The organism is Streptomyces misionensis, from assembly GCF_007896895.1.
Lineage (GTDB): Bacteria > Actinomycetota > Actinomycetes > Streptomycetales > Streptomycetaceae > Streptomyces > Streptomyces misionensis_A.
The window spans coordinates 71,745-91,792 of sequence record NZ_VOGW01000185.1; the positions used below are offsets into that span (position 1 = coordinate 71,745).

The window sequence follows — 20,048 nt, forward strand, 5'->3', positions numbered from 1 at the left end:
AAGTTGTGACCCACACCATATGGCGCGCGGCCACCTTCCCGACCAAAGACTTAAAAAGGGTCATACGGGCATACGGTGGCAAGTACACGACAGGCCGGACCGAAGCGTGGCCGGAAGTCATCGAAGCCCAGGCGGACTCACCGCCGTACCGGCATACGGGTGTGAGGTCCGGGGCATGGGGCGGCGCAAGGACCTCGGCCGCCCGGACGGCGCGGGTCAGGGTGCGGCGTGAGGGCCCAGGGAGCGGCCGATGGCCGCTCCGCGGGCCGATCCGCCGCAGAAGTGCGGCAAGCGCACGTGAGTGAATGGCCCCCATGGGCGAACTCAGGGGCTTCACAGGGGAGTACGACGGCGAGCGGCTCAGCGGGGTGTGCGGCGGGCCCGGCGGGCGGGCGACGGCGGTACTGCTGCACGGCGCGGGCAACGGCAGCAAGGAGCGGCTGCTGCCGCTGGCGGCCGAGTTCGCCGCCGCGGGCTGTCACGCGCTGGCGTTCGACTTCTCGGGCCACGGCGAGAGCAGCGGCGCGCTCGCGGAGTTGAGCCTGCGGCGCCGGTTCGAGCAGGCGGTGGCGGTGATCGACGCGCACGCGCCGGCGGCCGATCCGCTGCTGCTGGTGGGCTTCAGCATGAGCGGGCAGACGGTCGCCGACCTGGTGCGCCACTACGGCGGCCGGGTGGCGGGGCTCGCCCTGTGCGCACCCGCCGTCTACGCGCCGGACGCCTGGGAGCTGCCCTTCGGGGACGGCCGGGGCCGGTTCACCGAGATCCTGCGCACCCCGGACAGCTGGCGGGACTCCCCCGCGCTGGAGGTGTACCGGGCGTACACGGGCCGGGCGGTGCTGGCCGTGCCCGGCACCGACACGGTCATCCCGGCCGCCGTGACCCGGGCGCTGCACGACGCGCTGTCCACGCGCGCCGATCACACCCGGCTCGAACTCCCGGACGCGGACCACAAGCTGGGCCTGTGGTTCCGCGAGCACGGGCGGGACCGGCGGCGGCTGGTGAGCGCGCTGCTGACGGCGCCGGGCGGCCCGGCCGGCGAGCCGCCCGGCGCCGTCGCGGATCAGCGGTTGTAGCGCATGAACGCCCGCACCATGTGGCACGTGATGTCGGACGGCGGGCGCATGCCGATCTCCTCGGCGGTGGCGCGGATGGTGTCGTTGCCCGCCTGGTCCGGCAGGTAGGTCCCGGAGTCGAGCAGGGCGATGGCCAGGCGCATGGCCTTCAGGCGCCGGTTGTGCGTGACGTACCACTCCCGGGGCCGACCGGCCGGCAGGGGCCGCTTCGTCATGGGCTCGTACGGCGAGTCGAACAGCACGGGACGCTTGGCGGTGGACTGGGTCGGCGACGGCTTCGGCTGCAGGGCGGCGGCGGGCACGGGCATCCTCCTGACGCGATCAGGGCACCGGCCGGCGAGCCCGGCGGCACCCTCGAACACTGCTTCCATTCTACGGCGGGCCACTGACAAAAGCCCCTGGCCACAAGGGCTTTCGGGGCCCCCGGGGCGCGGGTGGCGGACGGGTTCTCGCGTACCGTGGGGGCATGGAGATCTGGATCAATCCGGCCTGTTCGAAGTGCCGCAGCGCGCTCGGCACGCTCGACGCCGAGGGGGTCGAGTACACCGTGCGCCGCTATCTGGAGGATGTGCCGAGCGAGGACGAGATCAGGGCGGTGCTCGGGCGGCTGGGCCTGGAGCCCTGGGACATCACGCGGACCCAGGAGGCGGTCGCCAAGGAGCTCGGGCTCAAGGAGTGGGCGCGGGACGAGGGGTCCCGGGACCGCTGGGTCAAGGCGCTCGCCGAGCACCCGAAGCTGATCCAGCGGCCCATCATCACCGCCGACGACGGCACCACCCTGGTGGCCCGCACCGACGAGGCCGTCCAGGAGGCCATCACCCGCGAACGGGGTTCGTCCTGATCGACCGGACACCCCGGGCCGCCGGCGAGCCGCCCGGCCACAACGGTCTGATCGGGGCCCGCCGTACCGGCCCGCCCCGATCAGCCGGACACCCCGGGCGGCGGCCCGGCCTGGGCGTACCAGGAGACGGAGGTGGCCCCGCCGCCCGGCAGCAGGAGCAGCGGGGGCGCCTCGCGCGGGCCGCAGGCGTTGACGCGGGCCGTGCCGTGGGGTGTGGGTATGCTCTGCGCCTCGCGGTCGGCGGGCCACTTCGCCAGGACCGCCTCGTACGCGCTCCGGAAGACCTCGCTGTCGTAACCGGTCACCGTACGTCCCTTTGGTGTCCCGCCGGTGCCACCACTTCGTGATCCGCGCCACAATACGCCCAGGTAACACGGGGTTCACATACGGGCAATGGCCGGGAAACGGCCTGTCGGCAGGCTTCCGGGCAGATCGAGGCGGCGCCGTCGCGTCGCAGCGCCGCGAGTGCGCCCGAACCACCCGAAGGAAGTGCCCCCCGTGACCTTCAAGGCCGAGTACATCTGGATCGACGGCACCGCGCCGACGGCCAAGCTCCGTTCCAAGACGAAGATCATCACGGGCGCCCCGGCCGGTACCGACGCACTGCCGCTGTGGGGCTTCGACGGGTCCTCCACCAACCAGGCCGAGGGCCACGCCTCGGACCGCGTGCTCAAGCCGGTCTTCAGCTGCCCGGACCCGATCCGCGGCGGCGACGACATCCTGGTGCTGTGCGAGGTCCTGAACACGGACATGACCCCGCACGTCTCCAACACCCGCGCCGAACTGGCCGAGGTCGCCGGGCGGTTCGCCGCGCAGGAGCCGATCTTCGGCATCGAGCAGGAGTACACCTTCTTCGACGGCACCCGCCCGCTGGGCTTCCCCGAGGGCGGTTTCCCGGCCCCGCAGGGCGGCTACTACTGCGGTGTCGGCGCCGACGAGATCTTCGGCCGGGACGTCGTCGAGGCGCACCTCGACAACTGCCTGAAGGCCGGTCTCGGCATCTCCGGCATCAACGCCGAGGTCATGCCGGGCCAGTGGGAGTTCCAGGTCGGCCCGCTCGCCCCGCTGGAGGTCTCCGACCAGCTGTGGGTGGCCCGCTGGCTGCTCTACCGCACCGCCGAGGACTTCAAGGTCTCCGCCACCCTCGACCCCAAGCCGGTCAAGGGCGACTGGAACGGCGCGGGCGCGCACACCAACTTCTCCACCAAGGCCATGCGCGAGGGCTACGACGCAATCATCACCGCCTGCGAGGCGCTGGGCGAGGGCTCCAAGCCGCTGGACCACGTCAAGAACTACGGCGCCGGCATCGACGAGCGCCTGACCGGGCTGCACGAGACCGCCCCCTGGGACAAGTACACCTACGGCGTCTCCGACCGCGGCGCCTCGGTCCGCATCCCGTGGCAGGTCGAGCGGGAGGGCAAGGGCTACATCGAGGACCGCCGCCCGAACGCCAACGTCGACCCCTACGTGGTGACCCGCCTGCTGGTGGACACCTGCTGCTCGGCGCTGGAGAAGGCCGGCCAGGTCTGATCCACCCCGGCTCGGGAAGGGGCGCCCGCCATCGCGGCGGGCGCCCCTTCCGCATGCCCGCGGGCGCCCCTCGCGCGCATCGGAGCGCGCCCCTTCCGCACACCCGATGTCCACATTCCGAGACAGCGATCCGGCCGTCTTCGGGCCCGCAACCCGCTGATCAGGGCCGTCGTCACGGCCCCGACGGGTTCCGTCACACCGACTTCGCGCCATTGCCACGTCCACCTTGTGAGAGAACCCTCGTGCCCGGCGCGCGCCTCTGCTTCAATGGGCGCATGGCCAGCTTCCAGAAGATCACCGCGACGGGTCGTCACGACCTCGAGCCCTTCTGGCCCTCCCGCCAGCACCACGACTTCGACCGGGTGTGTTGTCGCGCGACGACCGCGCGGGCCCTCTGAAGCCGTACCCCCGGCCTCCGGCCAGCGCGGAACGACGTACGTCTCCGGCGCGCCCCGACCACGAATCGCGGCCGTCGCCCTTCCCGACGAACCTCTCGCGCGAAAGAGCTGACCTCTCATGGCGACCACCCGTTCCGTCACCCCCGCCTCCTCGCCCGCCGCTCCCGCCCGGCACCGGCTGCGCGCCGTCGACCGGGACGAGGTGGTGGACGTAGCGGACTTCCTGCCGCCGGGCGCCACCTGGCTGCCGGCCCCGCAGCACACCCTGCCCGTCCTGCCCGGCCGGCCGCCGATGGTCGGCTACCTGGTGCTGGTCCCGGCGGACCAGCGGCCGCCGTTCGCGCCGGTCGCGGTGCCCGACCCGGCGGACACCGCCGAGCAGGGCCCCGGCCGGGCCCCCGAGCCGCTCGTCCGGATCGATCCGGTGCGCCGCACCGCCGCCGTCGACGGACGCGAACTCGACCTGACCTACCTGGAGTTCGAGCTGCTCGCGCACCTGGTGGCGCACCCGCACCGGGTGCACACCCGCGACCAGCTGGTCACCACGGTGTGGGGGTACGGCCACGTCGGCGACGGCCGCACCGTGGACGTGCACATCGCCCGGCTGCGCCGCAAGCTGGGCGCCGAGCACCGCCGGACGATCCAGACGGTGCGCCGGGTCGGCTACAAGTACATTCCCCCGACCGGAGGCTGACCCCGTTTCCGCCCTCGGCGGACCACGGTGCGGGCCGCGCCCGGACCGGGCAGGCTGCCCGGCATGAGACTTCTGGTGCTGGGCGGAACGGAGTTCGTGGGGCGCGCCGTGGTGGAGGCGGCGCTCGGGCGCGGCTGGGAGGTGACCGCCTTCCACCGGGGCCGTCACCAAGCGCCGCCCGGCACCCGGGTGTTGATCGGCGACCGCACCGCCGACGGCGGCCTCGCCGCGCTCGCCGAGGGCGACTGGGACGCCGTGGTGGACACCTGGTCGGCGGCGCCGCGCGCGGTCCTGGAGGCGGCGCGGCTGCTGCGGGGCCGCGCCGGGCGGTACGCGTACGTCTCCAGCCGTTCGGTGTACGCCTGGCCCTGGCCGGCCGGGGCCGGCGAGGACGCCCCGGTGGTCGAGGGCGCGGCGGACGCCGGGGCGACGGAGTACGCCCGGGACAAGCGGGGCGGCGAGCTGGCCGTCCTGGAGACCTTCGGCGCCGACCGCTCGCTGCTGGTGCGGGCCGGACTGATCCTCGGCCCGTACGAGAACGTCGGCCGGCTGCCCTGGTGGCTGGACCAGGTGGCCCGCGGCGGTCCCGTCCTGGCGCCGGGCCCGCGCGACCTGCCGATCCAGTACATCGACGCCCGCGACCTCGCCGACTGGCTGCTGGGCGCCCTGGAGCAGGAGTTGAGCGGCCCGTACGACATGGTGAGCCCGCCCGGGCACACCACCATGGGCGCGCTGCTCGACGCGTGCGTCGCGGCGACCGGCGCGGACGCCGAGCTGTGCTGGGCCGAGCCGGAGCGCATCCTGGACGCCGGGATCGAGCCGTGGACCGAGCTGCCGGTGTGGGTGCCGCCGGGCGGCGAGATGTACGACGCCGTCCACCGGGCCGGTGTCGGCCGGGCGCTGGCCACCGGACTGGTGTGCCGGCCGGTGACGGAGACCGTCGAGGACACCTGGCGGTGGCTGACCGCGATCGGCGGGACGGCGCCCCGGCGGCCCGACCGCGTCACCCCGCGGCTCGCCCCGGAGGTGGCGGCGAAGGTGCTGGCGGGCCTGCGCGAGGGTGTACCTGGCACCACCCCCCGAGAGGGGGCCTCGGGCCAGTGACCCCCGGCGGGGGTTCGGCGAGACTGGCCGCATGAACAGCGAGAACAAGCGCGATCACGCCCGGCGGGTACTGCTGGCCGCCGTCCGGGGGCTGGTGCTGTCCCTCCTCGTGCTGCCCTTCGGCGTGGCCTTCCTGGTGCTGACCCTGTTGTCCCTCGCGCTGATACCGCTCGGCATCGGGCTGGTGACGACCCCCGCCGTGCTCACCGGCGTCCGGGCGCTGGCGGACGTGCGCAGGAGGCTCGCGGCCGAGTGGTGCGGGGTGCGGATCCAGGCGGTCTACCGGACGGTGCCGCGCGGCACCAACCCGTGGACCCGCACCTTCACGATGCTGGGCGACCCCCAGACCTGGCGGGACGTGCGCTGGCTGCCGGTGGACATCACGGCCGGGTTCGTCACCGCGCTGCTCCCGGCCGTGCTGCTGCTCTACCCCGTCGAGGGGCTGCTGCTGCCGGCCGGGCTGTGGCGGGCGTACGCGCACGGCGGCACCTACTGGTACGCGTTCGTCCCGGTCACCGGGGAGGCCAGTGCCCTCGGCGCAGGCATGCTCGCCGTCGTCCTGCTCGCCGTCTCCTGGCGCCTGACCCCGCGCCTGCTGGCCGCGCACTTCCGGCTCACCCGGGCCGTGCTGGGCGACAGGGACGGTGAACTCGTGGAGCGGGTGCGGGTGCTGACGGAGACCCGGCGGGACGCGGTGGACACCTCCGCCGCCGAACTGCGGCGCATCGAACGGGATCTGCACGACGGCGCGCAGGCCCGGCTGGTCGCCATGGGCATGGACCTCGGCACCGTCGAGATGCTGCTCGACAAGGACCCGGCACAGGCCCGGGCGCTGCTCGCGCAGGCCCGCCGCAACTCCGCGGACGCCCTGGCGGAGCTGCGCGACCTGGTGCGCGGCATCCATCCGCCGGTCCTCGCCGAGCGCGGACTGGGGGACGCGGTGCGGGCGTTGGCGCTGCGGCTGCCGCTGCCCGCCGAGGTCACCGTGGAGCTGGCGGGGCGCGCCGACGCGCCGGTGGAGTCGGCGGCCTACTTCGCGGTCAGCGAGGTGCTCACCAACGCGGTCAAGCACGCGGGCGCGGACCGGATCTGGGTGGACCTGCACCACGGCGAGGGCCGGCTGCGGATCACGGTCACCGACAACGGCGGGGGCGGCGCGGCGGTCGGCGCGGGCTCCGGGCTCGCCGGGGTGGAGCGGCGGCTCGGTACATTCGACGGCGTCCTGGCCGTCAGCAGTCCCGCGGGCGGCCCCACGATGGTGACCATGGAGATCCCGTGCGCGTTGTCCTAGCCGAAGACCTCTTCCTGCTGCGCGACGGACTGGTCCGGCTGCTTCAGGCGTACGGCTTCGAGATCGCGGCGGCCGTCGAGTCCGGCCCCGAACTCTCCCGCGCGCTCGCCGAGTTGCAGCCGGACGTGGCGGTGGTCGACGTACGGCTGCCGCCCACCCACACCGACGAGGGCCTGCAGTGCGCGCTGGCCGCCCGGCGGGCGCGGCCGGGACTGCCGGTGCTGGTCCTCTCCCAGCACGTGGAGCAGCTGTACGCGCGCGAGCTGCTCGCCGACGGGGACGGGGCGATCGGCTACCTGCTCAAGGACCGGGTCTTCGACGCGGACCAGTTCGTGGACGCCGTACGTCGGGTGGCGGCAGGGGGCACGGCGATGGACCCCCAGGTCATCCAGCAGTTGCTGGCCCGCGGCGGCTCGGCCGGCGGCCGGCCGCTGGACCGGCTCACCCCGCGCGAGCGGGAGGTGCTGGAGCTGATGGCCCAGGGCCGGTCGAACGCGGGCATCGCCGCCCAACTGGTGGTCACCGAGCGGGCGGTGGCCAAGCACACCTCCAACATCTTCGGCAAGCTGGGCCTCGAGCTGTCGGACGACGACAACCGGCGCGTCCTCGCGGTACTGGCCCACCTCGACGGCGGGCACCGCTGAGTCCGCGGAAAAGCGCTGCCCGTGAGGGCACGCGTGTGCGAGGGTGACGCCGTGAACCAGGACTGGGAAGACCGCGTGACCGCCGCTTGGGCCGCCTTCGACCGGGGCGAGTACCCCGAGGAGCGGGCGGCGGAGTTCCGCGCGCTGATCGACGCCCTCGTGGCCGAACTGCCCGGCGACAGCGCGCGCGGCCCCTTCGAGCGGGCCTGCGCCTTCGACTCGACCGGGCTCTCGGACCGCGCGGTGCCGCTGTACCAGGAGGCCCTGGCGCGCGGTCTCGACGGCTACCGGGGGCGGCGCGCCCGTATCCAGCTGGCCGGCTCCCTGCGCAACACCGGCAGGGCGGCGGAGGGCGTCGAGCTGCTCACGCCCGAACTGGGCGCGCCCAGCGACGAGTTGGACGACGCCGTACGGGCCTGTCTGGCGCTGTGCCTGTCCAGCCTCGGCCGCGACCGCGAGGGGCTGTCGCTGGTGCTCGGCGCGCTGGCCCCCCATCTGCCGCGCTACCGGCGGTCGATGGCCAACTACGCCCGTGCCCTGGCCGGTCCGGGGGCGTGAGCACGCCGCTTGACGGTGACCTACCAAGGGCTCGCTCGTTTTCCCGGACGTGCAGTCACAGGATGTAGCCCAGCGTCACGCCCCCGCCTCCGGCCGCCCGGCCGACCTGGAGCGGGCCGAGGCCTCGCTCGTGGAGCACTACCCACGGCTGGTCCGGCTCGCCTACCTGGTGCTGCCGCCGGGCCTCGGCCGCGAGCGCCGGGTGCTCACCGCACACGCCCTCGCCCAGCGCGCCCTGCCCCGGGGCCGCAGGCAGGCGTCCCTGGTCCCGGCCCAGGCACCGCGCCGGGCCCCCGCGGCCGGCGAGGCTCCGGACGACGACCCCCGGTACGCCTACCTCCGCGAGCGGGTCCTGCGCGCGGCCCTGGCGGCGGCCCGGCCGCGCTCGGGCCGGCCCCGGCCGCTCCCCCGGGTGTGGGGCCTGCGCCTGACCCCGCGCACCGGCGGCGCCGACGAACTCGCCCTGGAGCAACGGCTGTCGAAGCTGTCCGGACCGGCCCGCGCGGCCTATGTGCTGCGCGGTCTCGAGCGGCTGCCCGACGCCGCCGTCCGCAAGATCCTCAAGGCCGCCGGGGTGGCCGACCCGGGCGGCGCGCTCGCCTCGGCGAACAGCGTGCCCGCGCAGCCGGGCCTGCTCACCTCCCCCGAGTTCGACCCGTGCGCCCTCCAGGCCCGGCCCACCGATCTGATGCGCCGCCGCCAGCACACCAGGGCGGCCCTGGGCGCCGCGGCCGCCCTCGCGGTGTGCGGGGCACTGCTCGCGCTGCCGGGCGGCGGCTGGGGTCCGGACGGCGCCGCCGCGCCCGTCTACGCGGGCAACCCGGCCGCCGAGGCCGCCCTCGACCCGGCCCGGCTGGCCCGCGTCTCCCCCACCGCCTGGCGCTCCGCCTCCCGTACCGACTTCTCGGCCTGGCCCGCGCGCGGCGCGCTCACCGGCGACCGGGACCTGCTGCGCCGCGCGCTGGCCGTCTGGGCGCGGCCCGGCGCGAACGTCCGGGTCTCGGCCACTCCCGGCACCCAGACCGGCGGCCCGGCGGGCCCGCCCCAGCTGCTGTACGCGGGCCGGGTGGACGCCGCGCGGGTGGTGGTCTTCTACGACGGGCTGCGCATCGCCCGCTACGCGGAACCGGTGGACGGCACCGCGGGCGCGGCCCTGGACTTCGCCCGGGTGGACGGCGCGACCGGCGCGGAGGCGAGCGCCCTGGTGCTGGGCCGCTCGGACGGCAATGTGCAGTACCTGCTGGCCCCCTGGGTGAAGAAGGCGGCCACCCGGGACCTGATGAAACCGGCCTCCGCGCCGAGCGCCCTGAAGGTCACCGACGGGGTCACCGCCCCGCTGACCAGCCCCGCCCTGAGCACCGGCAACTGCACCTCCTGGACCGTGCTCCAGCTGTCCGACGGCGTGGGCACCCAGCTCTCCACCGACCTCGGCGAGCTGGTCCCGGCGCATCTGACCGCGGGCCGTCCCGGTGCGGCGGGCGAGGCAGCCGCGCCGGAGGGGCTCCAGGCGTGGGCGCCGTTCGCCTGCTCGCTGGCGACCGAGCGTTCCTCGGGCGTGCGCGGCGTCAACGCCTGGGACTTCGCGGAGCAGCCGCTGCCCGACGGCAGCGGGGCGGGCCAGTGGGTGTGCACCCGGGCCGAGACCTGGCGCGGCGGCGGCACCGTCGCGCTGGCCCAGTTCCGCACTCCCGGCGCGCGGTACGGGGCGGTCACGGCCAAGGGCACGGACGTCACCGCGTGCGGTCCGCGTGATCCGCAGGTGCTGGCCGGGGTGCTGTGGAAGTCCCGGGGCGGCCACTGGTACCTGCTGGCCGCGGGCGGCCCGGACACGGTGGCGATCCACGCGAGCGGCGGGATCACCGCGTCCGCGCCGGGCTCGCTGCTGGTCGCCAGGGCCCCGCAGGGGGCGCGGGCCGAGCTGAAGGGCTCGCTGGCCGGCGGCCGGGCGATCGAGGGGCTGCGCTGACCGGCCGCTCCCTGATCCGGCCTGGTCCAAACGAGAGAACCTAGTTGACATTCGCGTCAACAAGAGGCGCCGGAGGGGTTTCCACCCGCCGTACTCGTCAGTACATTGACGCCATGTCTCATACGCAGGCCGGACCGGTGGAGTCCGAGCGCGTGCCGCTCAAGGCCCGCAACGTGTCCTTCTCGTGGGAGGACACGCCGCTGCACTGGGTGCCCGGCGATCCGTTCACCACGCACACCATCAACGTGCTGCACCTGCTGCTCCCCGCGGGCGAGCGCTGGTTCGTGCACGTGTACAAGCAGGCGCTGCCGCTGATCGAGGACGAGCGGCTGCGCGCGGACGTCATCGGGTTCATCGGGCAGGAGGCCGTGCACTCCCAGTCCCACGACGAGGTGCTGCCGCACCTGCGCGAACAGGGCCTCGACCCGACGCCGTACACCGCGCAGGTCGACTGGTTCTTCGAGAAGCTGCTCGGCGACCGCACCCTGCCGCCGGGCCGGGCGCGCCGCTGGTGGCTGCTGGAGCGGGTGGCGCTCATCGCGGCGATCGAGCACTACACCGCGTTCCTCGGCGACTGGGTGCTGGGCGCGGCCGAGCTGGACCGGCGCGGCGCCGACCCGACCATGCTGGATCTGCTGCGCTGGCACGGCGCGGAGGAGGTCGAGCACCGCTCGGTCGCCTTCGACCTCTTCCAGCACCTCGACGGGAGCTACCGGCGCCGGGCGCGCACCTGGGCGACCGCCTTCACCGCCCTGGTCTTCCTCTGGCAGCGCGGGGTGCGCTTCTTCATGGAGAACGACCCGACGCTGACCGCCCCGAAGTACTCCGTGAAGGACTTCCACGACCGCGGCCGGCAGGGCGTGCTGCCCTCCACGGGCGCCATGCTGAGGTCCATCCCGCGCTATCTCGGCCGCGGTTACCACCCCTCCCACGAGTTCTCCACCGCCCAGGCCGTCGCCTATCTGGAGGCCTCTCCCGCCGCGCTCGCCGCGGAGCGGGCGGAGCCGTCCGCGCGGGAGGCCGCGTGATGCCGATGCTGCGTACCGTCGCCGTCGTCGCGGGCGCCGCCCTGCTCACCCGCCGGGCCCTGCGTCGCCGGGTCCGGACCTCGCCGCTGTGGCCGCTGCCCGCGCTCGACCCGCCGGTCTCCGGACGGCCGCGCGCACGGGCCCTGCGGCTGCTGCTCACCGCGCACGAGACGATCGCCGACGGCGTCGTCCGACTGCGCCTGGAGGGGGACGGGTTGCCCCGCTGGACGCCCGGAGCCCATCTCGACCTGGTGCTGCCCTCGGGGCTGGTGCGGCAGTACTCGCTGTGCGGGGACCCCGGGGACACCTCGTCGTACACGATCGCCGCCCGGCTGGTCGAGGACGGCCGGGGCGGCTCCCGGGAGGTGCACGAGCAGCTGACCGAGGGCATGGAACTGGAGGTGCGCGGCCCGCGCAACCGCTTCCCGCTGGCCGAGGCGCAGTCGTACGTCTTCGTCGCCGGCGGCATCGGCATCACCCCGGTGCTGCCGATGCTGCGCGCGCTGCCGGCGCACGCCGAGTGGCGGCTGCTGTACTGCGGGCGGACGCGGGCCTCGATGCCCTTCCTGGCGGAGCTGGGCGAGCTGGCCGGGGACCGGCTGACGGTCGTCGCCGAGGACGAGGAGGGGCGGCCGGACCTGGACGCCCTGTTCGCGGACGTGACGGCGGGCACGGCGGTGTACTGCTGCGGTCCCGGGGGGCTGATGGACGCGGTCGCCGAGCGGATGCCCGAGGGGGCCGCGCTGCACCTGGAGCGGTTCGCACCGGGCGCCCCGGCGGACGGCGATGCCGCGTTCGAGGTCGAACTGCGGCGCACCGGCCGGACGGTGGCGGTGCCCGCCGGCACCAGCGTGCTGGCCGCCGTGCGCCGGGAGCTGCCGGACCTCGCCTACTCCTGCGAGCAGGGCTTCTGCGGGACCTGTCAGCAGCGGGTGCTGGCGGGCGAGGTGGAGCACCGGGACGAGCTGCTCACGGATGCGGAGCGTGCCGACTCGATGCTGATCTGTGTCTCCCGGGCCCGGGGCGGGCGCCTGGTGCTGGACCTGTGAGCCGGTGAGGTGAACACCGGTTCGGGTCCGTACCGTTGACGGCCGGATCCGCTCGGTAAGGTGTTCGCATGAGTACCGGGGTTCGCCGCAGGATGGGTGTCGAGGAGCGACGGCAGCAGCTGATCGGTGTCGCCCTCGACCTGTTCAGCCGCCGCTCGCCCGACGAGGTCTCGATCGACGAGATAGCGGCGGCCGCGGGCATCTCGCGGCCGCTGGTGTACCACTACTTCCCCGGCAAGATGAGCCTGTACGAGGCCGCGCTCCAGCGGGCCTCGGAGGAGCTGAAGGCCCGTTTCACCGAGCCCCACGAGGGTCCGCTCGGGGTGCGGCTGCTGCATGTGATGGGCCGCTTCTTCGAGCACGTGGACGAGCACGGCCCCGGTTTCTCGGCCCTGATGCGCGGCGGCCCCGCGGTGGGCTCCACGACCACCAACGCGCTGATCGACTCCGTGCGGCAGGCCGCGTACGACCAGATGCTCGCCCATCTCGGGCTCGCCGACGCGCCGCCGCGCCTGGAGCTGGTCATCCGCTCCTGGATCTCGCTGGCCGAGTCCACCGCGCTGATCTGGCTGGACGGCCGGCGCATCCCGCGCGCGGAGCTGGAGCTCCAGCTGGTGCACGACTTCGCCGCGCTGGTCGCCGTCAGCGCCGCCCAGGACGAGGGCATGGCGGACGTGCTGCGCGCCATGCTCAAGGACGAGCCGGCCGACGGCCCCTTCGCGGAGCTCGTCGGCCGGCTGTCCGCCCTGGGTTCCTAGGACCGGGTGAACACCGCCACGGTCCGGGCCGGCACGGTGAAGGTGCCCGTGCCGGCGGCGTAGGCGGAGGTCTTCACCACCGGGTCCGCGCCGGATGCCTGCACCGGGTGCAGCCGGAAGTGCGCCCCGGCGAGGCCGGCGACCTGCTGCTCCTGGCGCTGCGGGGTGGCGTTGAAGACGACGACCAGATCGCCGAGGGTCATGGTGATCACGCCCGGCGTCTCGTCCTTGCCGGACAGCGGGAAGGACAGCCGGTCCTGGACCTGTGCGGCCGTGCCGAGCGAGAACGCCTTCTCCGTCGTACGGATGCGCAGCAGGTCCTGGTAGGCGGCCGAGGCACCGGTGATCTGCGGGCAGCCGACCTTGACCGAGGTCAGCAGCGGCTTGGCGTACGGCCACTTGTCCTGGTTGTCGGCGGCCATGGGCAGGCCCCGGCCGAAGCCGTTGCCGTCGGCGCAGTTCCAGTGGATGGCGTTGAACCAGTCCCCGCTGTCGAAGGAGTTGCGGTCCAGCGACTTGGAGCGCAGCAGGTCGGTGCCCGCCTGGGAGAGGGACGGTCCCTGCGAGAGGGTGGCCGTGGCCATCGCCAGGACCTGCATCCGGGCCCGGTCGGACGCGGAGGTGTCCTTGGGCAGCTTGTAGGTCAGGGCGTCGAACAGTGACTCGTTGTCGTGCGCGTCCACGTAGGCGAGGGCGTCGCCGGGTGCCTTCGCGTACCCGGCGGGTGCCCCGTTGTAGTCGACCTCCGCGCCGGTGACCTCCTTGCCGTCGGTGTCCGTGAAGCGGTACGTGGCGAGGTTGCCGGTGAGCCCGACCTTGATCAGGTCCTGGTAGTGCAGCAGCCGGGCCTTCTGCTCGGCCGCGGTGCCGCCCGCCGCCGAGCCGTTGGGGTCGGTGTACAGGCCGGAGGCGAAGCCCTGGACGCCGGGGTCGGCGTCGAAGGGGCTGCCGCCGCGCACCGCGTCCCGGGCCCGGTCGGAGAAGGTGGCGACGCCGGTGCCGGCCATGTTGGCCTGCGTGGCCTGCACGAAGCGGGCGTCGTCGGCCACCTCGCCGAAGTTCCAGCCCTCGCCGTACAGGATGATCTTCTTGCCGTCGACGCCGTCCTTCTCCACGGTGAGCGCGTCGAGGGCCTTGCGGACCGCGAGGATGTTGGCCTTCGGGTGGTGGCCCATGAGGTCGAAGCGGAACCCGTCGACCTTGTACTCCTTGGCCCAGGTGACGATCGAGTCCACGACCAGCTTGCCCATCATCGCGTTCTCCGGCGCGGTGTTGGAGCAGCAGGTGGAATCGGCCACCGAGCCGTCGGCGAGCAGCCGCTGGTAGTAGCCGGGCACGATCTTGTCCAGGACGGAGGTGTCCGCCTGCCCGGCGGCCGAGGTGTGGTTGTAGACGACGTCCATCACGACCCGCAGGCCGTCCTGGTTGATCCCCTGCACCATCTGCCGGAACTGCCGGGTGCGCGCGGTGCCGTCCGGGTCGGTGGCGTACGAGCCCTCGGGCACCGTGAAGTGGTACGGGTCGTAGCCCCAGTTGTAGGCGTCCTGCGCGGCGCTCTTCGCCACGCACGCCTGCTGCCGGTCGGAGTCGGCCGGGTAGGAGGCGAGGTCGCAGTCGGGGCCGCGCTGGTCGGCCTTCTTCTCGGGCACGGTGGCGAAGTCGAAGACGGGCAGCAGGTGCACGTACGACGTCCCGGACTTCGCCAGCTCCCTCAGGTGCTTGGAGCCGTCGCTGTTCTTGTCCGTGAAGGCGAGGTAGGTGCCCTGTTCCTTCGCCGGCACGGTCTTGTCCGCGACCGAGAAGTCCCGGACGTGCAGCTCCTGGATCTGGGCGTCCTTCAGCGGCACGGCCTTGGGTTTGCGCAGCGCGGACCAGCCGCTCGGGGCGAGGGATTTGTCGTCCAGGTCGGCGACGACGCTGCGCTCGGAGTTCGCGGTGAGGGCGACCGAGTAGGGGTCGGTGACCTTGTTGGTGACCATCCTGCCGACGCTGGGCGCCCAGACCTTCACCACGTACCGGTACGTCCGGCCCTTCCAGGACGCCGGGCCGGTGACCGACCAGACGCCGGTGGTGTCGTCCCGGCGCATGGCCGTGACCGTGCCGTCCAGCTCCAGGGACACGCTCTGGGCGGTCGGCGCCCACACGGACAGGGTGGGCCTGCCGCCGTGGAAGACCGGGCCCAGCCGGGCCTTGGTGGCGGCCGGGTAGAGGTCGTCCAGCACGCCCGCGGTCTGCACCCCGGTCGCGGCCAGCACGGCTCCGTTCGCGGCGCGCTGCGAGGCGACCAGCTGACCGGTGAGCGCCGCGCGCACCCGGCCGCGGTCACGCGGGTCGACCGACCAGGCGGTGTAGTCCTTCAGGTACGGGAACTTCGCCTTCTGGGCGTCGGTCAGGGTGGTCTTCCCCAGCCGCAGCCAGCGCTCGTCGTCGCTGGTCAGCGTCCCGTCCTTGACGGTGATCGAGCCGTCGCGGGAGGAAAGGAGCTGGGTGGAGACGGCGCCGTCCACGCCGTTCCAGGCGACCGTGTCCCGGTCGATCCAGACGGCCTTGGAGGTGCTCGGGTCGAGGGCGGCCGCGCTGCCCGCGGGCTGCGGCAGCAGGTGCTGTTCCTGGCCGTTCAACAGCCACACCTCGGGGCCGTCCGACCGCAGGTCCAGGGACTGGTCGGCGGCGAGGTCCTTCTCGTCGCCCTTGTGGATGATGTAGCTGAGGCTGGTGGCACCCGCGGCGAGCGGGACCTCGAAGACCGCGCCATAGGCATCAGTCTTCACCGGCTTCAGCGGGGCCGACCAGTCGGTGGGGTCCGCGGCGCCCGTCCAGACGTGCAGGCCCCAGCCGTCGTAGTTCCCGTCGGCGCGGTGGTAGTGGAGGACCGCCTTGGTGGTGTCCGGCGCCGGGTACGCGGGCCGCTGGGTCAGCGTGTCGGGCTTGCCCTGCTCGACCCAGACCTCACCCGTCTTGGTGACGTCGATGGTCCGGTCGGCGGAGACGTCCTTGTTCCCGTCCTTGTCCACCACCAGGAAGCCGACGCCGGAGGCGCCCGGCTTGAGCCTGACGTAGGCGAAGGCGCCCCAGGCGTCGCGGCCGACGAAGGGGTGGCCGGCCGGCCAGGTGGTGGCCTCGCCGTCGGCGATGTCGCCCCACGCGTACAGGTTCCAGTCGGCGTAGTCGCCGTCGGCGCGCCGGTAGTGGACGATCGCGTAGTCGCGGGAGGACGCGGTGGGCGGTGCGGGCGTGGGCGGGGTGCCGGTGGTGCTGCTCGCCAGGGCGCTCGCGGTGTGCCCGGCGCTGTCGATCACGACGGCCTTGTAGCGCAGGGCGGTCCCGGCCGGGAGCTTGGCGGAAAGGGTCTGGGTGACCTGGTAGGGCGCGTGGTCGGCGGAGCCCAGGACCTGCCACCTGCCGTTGCCGGTCCGGGCGGCGAAGACCACCCGGTTCAGCTGCCCTCCCTGGACGTCGGCGCCCACGGTCACGGTGCCGGTGGCCCCGGCGGCCGGGGCGTTCAGGGTGAGGGAGGGCTTGGTCGCGGGCCGGTCGAGGGGGCCGGACGCCTTGTAGACGACGGCGGACTCGGCCGGGACGGTGAGGGTGACCTTGCGGTCGGCGTCGGAGGTCACGGTGCCGGTGGCGCCGTAGACGCCGCGGTACGACATGCCGGCCGAACCGGTGGCGAAGGTCGCCTTCTCGGTCCCGGTCGCGTTGTTGAACGCGACGACGTACTCCTGGCCCGTCCTGGCGTCGGTGCGGGTGACGGCGTAGATCCCGGCGCCGTCGGCCGCGTAACGCTCGGTCTGCACGCCGTCGGTCAGGGCCGGGTTGGCCTTGCGCAGCCGGGACAGGGCGGCGATGTCCCGGTAGAGCGGTGCGCTCGGGTCGTAGGAGTCGCTCGCGGCCGTGCGGTCGGTGCCGATCTCGTCGTCGTCGAGGTAGTCGGGCACCCGGGAGGCGAACATGGTCTGGCGGGCGTCCTTGTCGCCGCCGGAGCCGGTGAAGCCCTGTTCGTCGCCGTAGTAGACGACCGGGTTGCCGCGGCTGAGGAACATCACCTCGTTGGCGAGCCGGTCCTTCTTCAGCAGTTCGGCGTCGGAGGCGCCGGGGTTGTCCTGCTTGAGGAAGTACCCGATGCGGCCCATGTCGTGGTTGCCGAGGAAGGTGACCTCCTCGTACGCGTTGGCCTTGTCGGTCGTGTACTTGTAGTCGTCGCCGAAGACGCTCGCCAGCTTCCGGGCGCTCGCGCCCTGGGAGGCGTAGCCTCGGGCCGCGTCCTGGAAGGGGAAGTCGAGGGTGGCGTCGAGCCGGCCCTGGGTGACGTACGGGGCGGTGACCGAGGTGTCGGTGTCGTAGGTCTCGCCGAACAGGAAGAAGTTCTTCCGGCCGTGCGCCGCCGCGTAGCCGTCGAGCGCGGTGGCCCACTGGGTCCAGAACGGCATGTCGACGTTCTTGGCGGTGTCGATGCGGAAGCCGTCGACGGCGAAGTCCTTCACCCACCGCTCGTAGATCCGCTCCATGCCGTGGACGACCTCGGGGCGCTCGGTCCACAGGTCGTCCAGGCCGGAGAAGTCGCCGTAGGTGCCGGACTCGCCGGCGAAGGTCGAGTCGCCCCGGTTGTGGTACATCGTCGGGTCGTTGAGCCAGGCCGGGACCTTGGTCCGGCTGGTGCCCCGGGGGGTGTACGGGAAGGAGGCGGCGGAGACGGCGGGGAACTTCTTGCCGCCGTCGGCGTAGTCGGCGTCGTCGAAGGGCCTGCCGTCCTCGGTGAGGTACGGGTAGGCGCCCTTGGAGCGGTAGTCGGAGGAGTTCTCCTTGTTCGTCACCACGTCGGCGGTGTGGTTGGTGATGACGTCGAAGAAGACCTTCATGCCCTTGGCGTGTGCCGTGGCGATGAGGTCCTTGAGGTCCTCATTGGTGCCGAAGTGCGGGTCGACGCGGGTGAAGTCGGTGATCCAGTAACCGTGGTACCCGGCCGAGGCGTTGGCGCCCGTGCCCTGCACCGGGATGTTCTTGAAGATCGGCGCCAGCCACAGGGCGGTGGTGCCGAGCCCCTTGATGTAGTCCAGCTTCCGGGTCAGGCCCTTGAGGTCACCGCCCTGGTAGAAGCCCTTGTCGGTGGGGTCGTAGCCGGTCGCCGTGCGCGAACCGGTGAGGCCGCCCCTGTCGTTGGCCTTGTCGCCGTTGGCGAAGCGGTCCGGCATGACGAAGTAGAACTGCTCACGGGTGTCGTCGTGCCGGGCCGGCTGGGCGGCGAGTGCCGCGTCCGACGGGGGCGGGGCGGCGGCCTGGTCGGCGTGGGCCGTGAGCGGCTGCACGAGGGCGGCCGTGAGGGCGGCGACGACGAGGGCCGCGGCTCTTGTGCGGCGGGTGGTGCGGCGCCCTGGGGACGCCGGCCATCTCGGTATCACAGGTGGGAACTCCTTGCGATGACGGCTCAGTTCGGGTCCGACCCCACGCCGCGGCTCGGCATCGATGCCGGGCGCCCGCGCGACCGTACCGCCCGCGAAAGGGTTGCAGCAAGAGTCGTGAAAAAATCGGCAAGGAATTTCAGGCGGGAGTTCCAGAAGGGCCGGCCCGCACCGCCATGGGGGTGCGGTGCGGGCCGGGCGCCGGTTCAGCAGGAGGACTTGCCGGCGTAGATGGCCAGCGCGGTGTTCGGGGCCACCGACGCGGTGAACCAGCCGGTGGAGTTGACCGTCACCGTGGTGTTGTTCTGCACGTTGCAGTAGGTGCCGGCGGGCAGCGAGGTCTGGAACGAGCGGTTGGCCGTCGTGCCCTCGTGGTTGATCACCACATAGCCCTTGCTGCCGCGGCCGAAGGAGATCAGGTTGTTGCCGTCGTCCCACCAGTTGGAGACCGCCTGGCCGCGGGTGGCGTTGCGGAAGGCGACCATGGACTTGATCTCCGGCCAGGCGTGCTGGCACTTCCAGCCGTCCTGCCAGCAGGCGTTGACCTGGCCGTTGTTGGGCGGCCCGGCGTCCGCGTCGCTCCACTCGTAGCCGGAGTTGATGTCGGGCGCGCCGTAGGGCCAGGCCAGCATGAAGACGTTGGCCAGGGTGTAGTTGGCGCCGTCCTTGTAGTTCAGGGTGGCGCCGTTGCGCTCGGTGTCGTGGTTGTCCACGAAGACGCCGGCCACGTTGCCGGGCAGGTACCCCCAGCCCTCGCCGAAGTTGTTCAGGTAGGCGAGCTTCTCGCTGTTGAAGACGCGCTTGAGGTCGTAGCCGTAGCGGAACTCCTGGACGTCCCCGTTGCCGGTGTACTCGGTGGGCTGGACGGCCTCGCCCGCGCCGTAGATGACCTCCTGCTTCCAGTAGGCGCTGGGGTTGGTCAGCCGGCTCTTGATGTTCGCCAGATCGCTCGCGGCGATGTGCTTGGCCGCGTCGATCCGGAAGCCGTCGGCACCGAGGGACAGCAGGTCGTTCATGTACCCGGCGATCGTCGCGCGGACGTGCTCCGCGCCGGTGTCCAGGTCGGCCAGGCCCACGAGTTCGCAGTTCTGGACGTTCGAGCGGTCCTGGTAGTTGTCGATCGACGTGCGGCACGTGTGGAAGTCGGAGTCCGCGTACACGCCCGGGTAGTTGTACTTGGTGTACTGCGTGCCGCCGGTGCCGGTGCCGCTGCCCGAGGTCATGTGGTTGATGACGGTGTCCACCACCACCTTCACCCCGGCCGCGTGACAGGTGGAGATCATGTTCTTGAAGGTGGTCCGGTCACCGAGCCGGCCCGCGATCTTGTACGACACGGGCTGGTACGAGGTCCACCACTGGGAGCCCTGTATGTGCTCCTCGGGCGGCGAGACCTGCACATAGCCGTAGCCCGCGGGGCCCAGGGTGTTGCTGCACTCGCGGGCCACCGAGGCGTAGTTCCACTCGAAGAGGACGGCGGTGACGTCCTTGGTGCCGGGCGGGGAGGCGTCGGCGGTAGTCGGGGTCATGACAAGGGCGGCGGCCGCGAGGGCGACCACCCCGGAAAGGGTCCTGCGCACCATGTGGGGGTTCCTTCGTCGCTGAAGGGGATTGCGCAAGGTTGCTGAAACCTTGCGGTGACGCAGATGTTAGAGGCCCGCCGCCCGAAAAGGCAGCGGGCCGCCGAGAAGTTGTTGCAAGAAAATTCACACGGC

17 protein-coding genes are annotated in these 20,048 nt (G+C 72.9%); 13 read left to right on the top strand and 4 right to left on the bottom strand.

Features of this window, described 5'->3' with window-relative positions:
* Nucleotides 1-314 precede the first annotated feature (314 nt).
* Nucleotides 315-1,076 carry an alpha/beta hydrolase gene (locus tag FRZ03_RS32100; RefSeq protein WP_186785732.1) on the top strand — a complete coding sequence of 254 codons (762 nt, stop codon included), beginning with the start codon at nucleotides 315-317 and terminating at the stop codon, nucleotides 1,074-1,076.
* On the opposite strand, the gene FRZ03_RS32105 is transcribed toward FRZ03_RS32100, so the two are convergent.
* Nucleotides 1,064-1,378, bottom strand: a complete 315-nt coding sequence (locus FRZ03_RS32105; protein ID WP_146468588.1) for a hypothetical protein — start codon at nucleotides 1,376-1,378, stop codon at nucleotides 1,064-1,066. The two genes, FRZ03_RS32100 and FRZ03_RS32105, sit on opposite strands and share 13 nt — an antisense overlap.
* A gap of 164 nt (nucleotides 1,379-1,542) precedes the next feature.
* Here FRZ03_RS32105 and FRZ03_RS32110 point away from each other — a divergent pair, with 164 nt between their 5' ends.
* Nucleotides 1,543-1,917, top strand: coding sequence for an arsenate reductase family protein (locus FRZ03_RS32110; protein ID WP_146468589.1), 375 nt, complete (start codon nucleotides 1,543-1,545; stop codon nucleotides 1,915-1,917).
* Nucleotides 1,918-1,997: 80 nt separating this feature from the next.
* Here FRZ03_RS32110 and FRZ03_RS32115 read toward each other — a convergent pair whose 3' ends face one another.
* Nucleotides 1,998-2,222 carry a hypothetical protein gene (locus FRZ03_RS32115; protein ID WP_186785733.1) on the bottom strand — a complete coding sequence of 75 codons (225 nt, stop codon included), beginning with the start codon at nucleotides 2,220-2,222 and terminating at the stop codon, nucleotides 1,998-2,000.
* Between the two features lie 193 nt (nucleotides 2,223-2,415).
* On the opposite strand from FRZ03_RS32115, the gene glnII reads away from it, so the two are divergent.
* From glnII to FRZ03_RS32165, 11 genes are all read left to right on the top strand, one after another.
* Nucleotides 2,416-3,447: a glutamine synthetase gene (glnII, locus tag FRZ03_RS32120; protein WP_146468590.1), complete on the top strand. Its 1,032-nt coding sequence runs from the start codon at nucleotides 2,416-2,418 to the stop codon at nucleotides 3,445-3,447.
* Between the two features lie 275 nt (nucleotides 3,448-3,722).
* A complete protein-coding gene (locus FRZ03_RS40700) occupies nucleotides 3,723-3,845 on the top strand; it encodes a hypothetical protein (protein WP_261399429.1) in 123 nt (40 codons plus the stop codon).
* A 118-nt stretch (nucleotides 3,846-3,963) separates the two neighbouring features.
* Complete coding sequence (locus FRZ03_RS32125) at nucleotides 3,964-4,539, top strand: winged helix-turn-helix domain-containing protein (protein ID WP_146468591.1); 576 nt, start codon at nucleotides 3,964-3,966, stop codon at nucleotides 4,537-4,539.
* Between the two features lie 63 nt (nucleotides 4,540-4,602).
* Complete coding sequence (locus FRZ03_RS32130; RefSeq protein ID WP_186785734.1) at nucleotides 4,603-5,643, top strand: NAD-dependent epimerase/dehydratase family protein; 1,041 nt, start codon at nucleotides 4,603-4,605, stop codon at nucleotides 5,641-5,643.
* A 31-nt stretch (nucleotides 5,644-5,674) separates the two neighbouring features.
* On the top strand, nucleotides 5,675-6,934 hold the full coding sequence (locus tag FRZ03_RS32135) for a sensor histidine kinase (RefSeq protein ID WP_146468592.1): 1,260 nt from the start codon (nucleotides 5,675-5,677) through the stop codon (nucleotides 6,932-6,934).
* Nucleotides 6,919-7,578: a LuxR C-terminal-related transcriptional regulator gene (locus tag FRZ03_RS32140; protein WP_146468593.1), complete on the top strand. Its 660-nt coding sequence runs from the start codon at nucleotides 6,919-6,921 to the stop codon at nucleotides 7,576-7,578. The genes FRZ03_RS32135 and FRZ03_RS32140 overlap by 16 nt, the downstream gene beginning before the upstream one ends.
* A gap of 33 nt (nucleotides 7,579-7,611) precedes the next feature.
* On the top strand, nucleotides 7,612-8,136 hold the full coding sequence (locus FRZ03_RS32145; protein ID WP_146468652.1) for a tetratricopeptide repeat protein: 525 nt from the start codon (nucleotides 7,612-7,614) through the stop codon (nucleotides 8,134-8,136).
* A gap of 49 nt (nucleotides 8,137-8,185) precedes the next feature.
* The gene (locus FRZ03_RS32150) at nucleotides 8,186-10,102 is read left to right on the top strand and encodes a hypothetical protein (RefSeq protein ID WP_146468594.1); all 1,917 of its coding nucleotides are present in this window, start codon (nucleotides 8,186-8,188) and stop codon (nucleotides 10,100-10,102) included.
* Nucleotides 10,103-10,215: 113 nt separating this feature from the next.
* A complete protein-coding gene (locus tag FRZ03_RS32155) occupies nucleotides 10,216-11,130 on the top strand; it encodes a metal-dependent hydrolase (protein ID WP_146468595.1) in 915 nt (304 codons plus the stop codon).
* Nucleotides 11,130-12,179, top strand: a complete 1,050-nt coding sequence (locus FRZ03_RS32160; RefSeq protein WP_146468596.1) for a PDR/VanB family oxidoreductase — start codon at nucleotides 11,130-11,132, stop codon at nucleotides 12,177-12,179. Before FRZ03_RS32155 ends, FRZ03_RS32160 begins: the two co-directional genes overlap by 1 nt.
* A 68-nt stretch (nucleotides 12,180-12,247) precedes the next feature.
* On the top strand, nucleotides 12,248-12,937 hold the full coding sequence (locus FRZ03_RS32165) for a TetR/AcrR family transcriptional regulator (protein ID WP_146468597.1): 690 nt from the start codon (nucleotides 12,248-12,250) through the stop codon (nucleotides 12,935-12,937).
* On the opposite strand, the gene pulA is transcribed toward FRZ03_RS32165, so the two are convergent.
* Entirely contained in the window at nucleotides 12,934-18,336 is a 5,403-nt protein-coding gene (pulA, locus tag FRZ03_RS32170; RefSeq protein WP_146468598.1) for a pullulanase-type alpha-1,6-glucosidase, read from the bottom strand. The genes FRZ03_RS32165 and pulA overlap by 4 nt on opposite strands.
* Nucleotides 18,337-18,542: 206 nt before the next feature.
* A complete protein-coding gene (locus FRZ03_RS32175) occupies nucleotides 18,543-19,916 on the bottom strand; it encodes an alpha-amylase (protein ID WP_186785735.1) in 1,374 nt (457 codons plus the stop codon).
* Nucleotides 19,917-20,048: the final 132 nt, after the last annotated feature.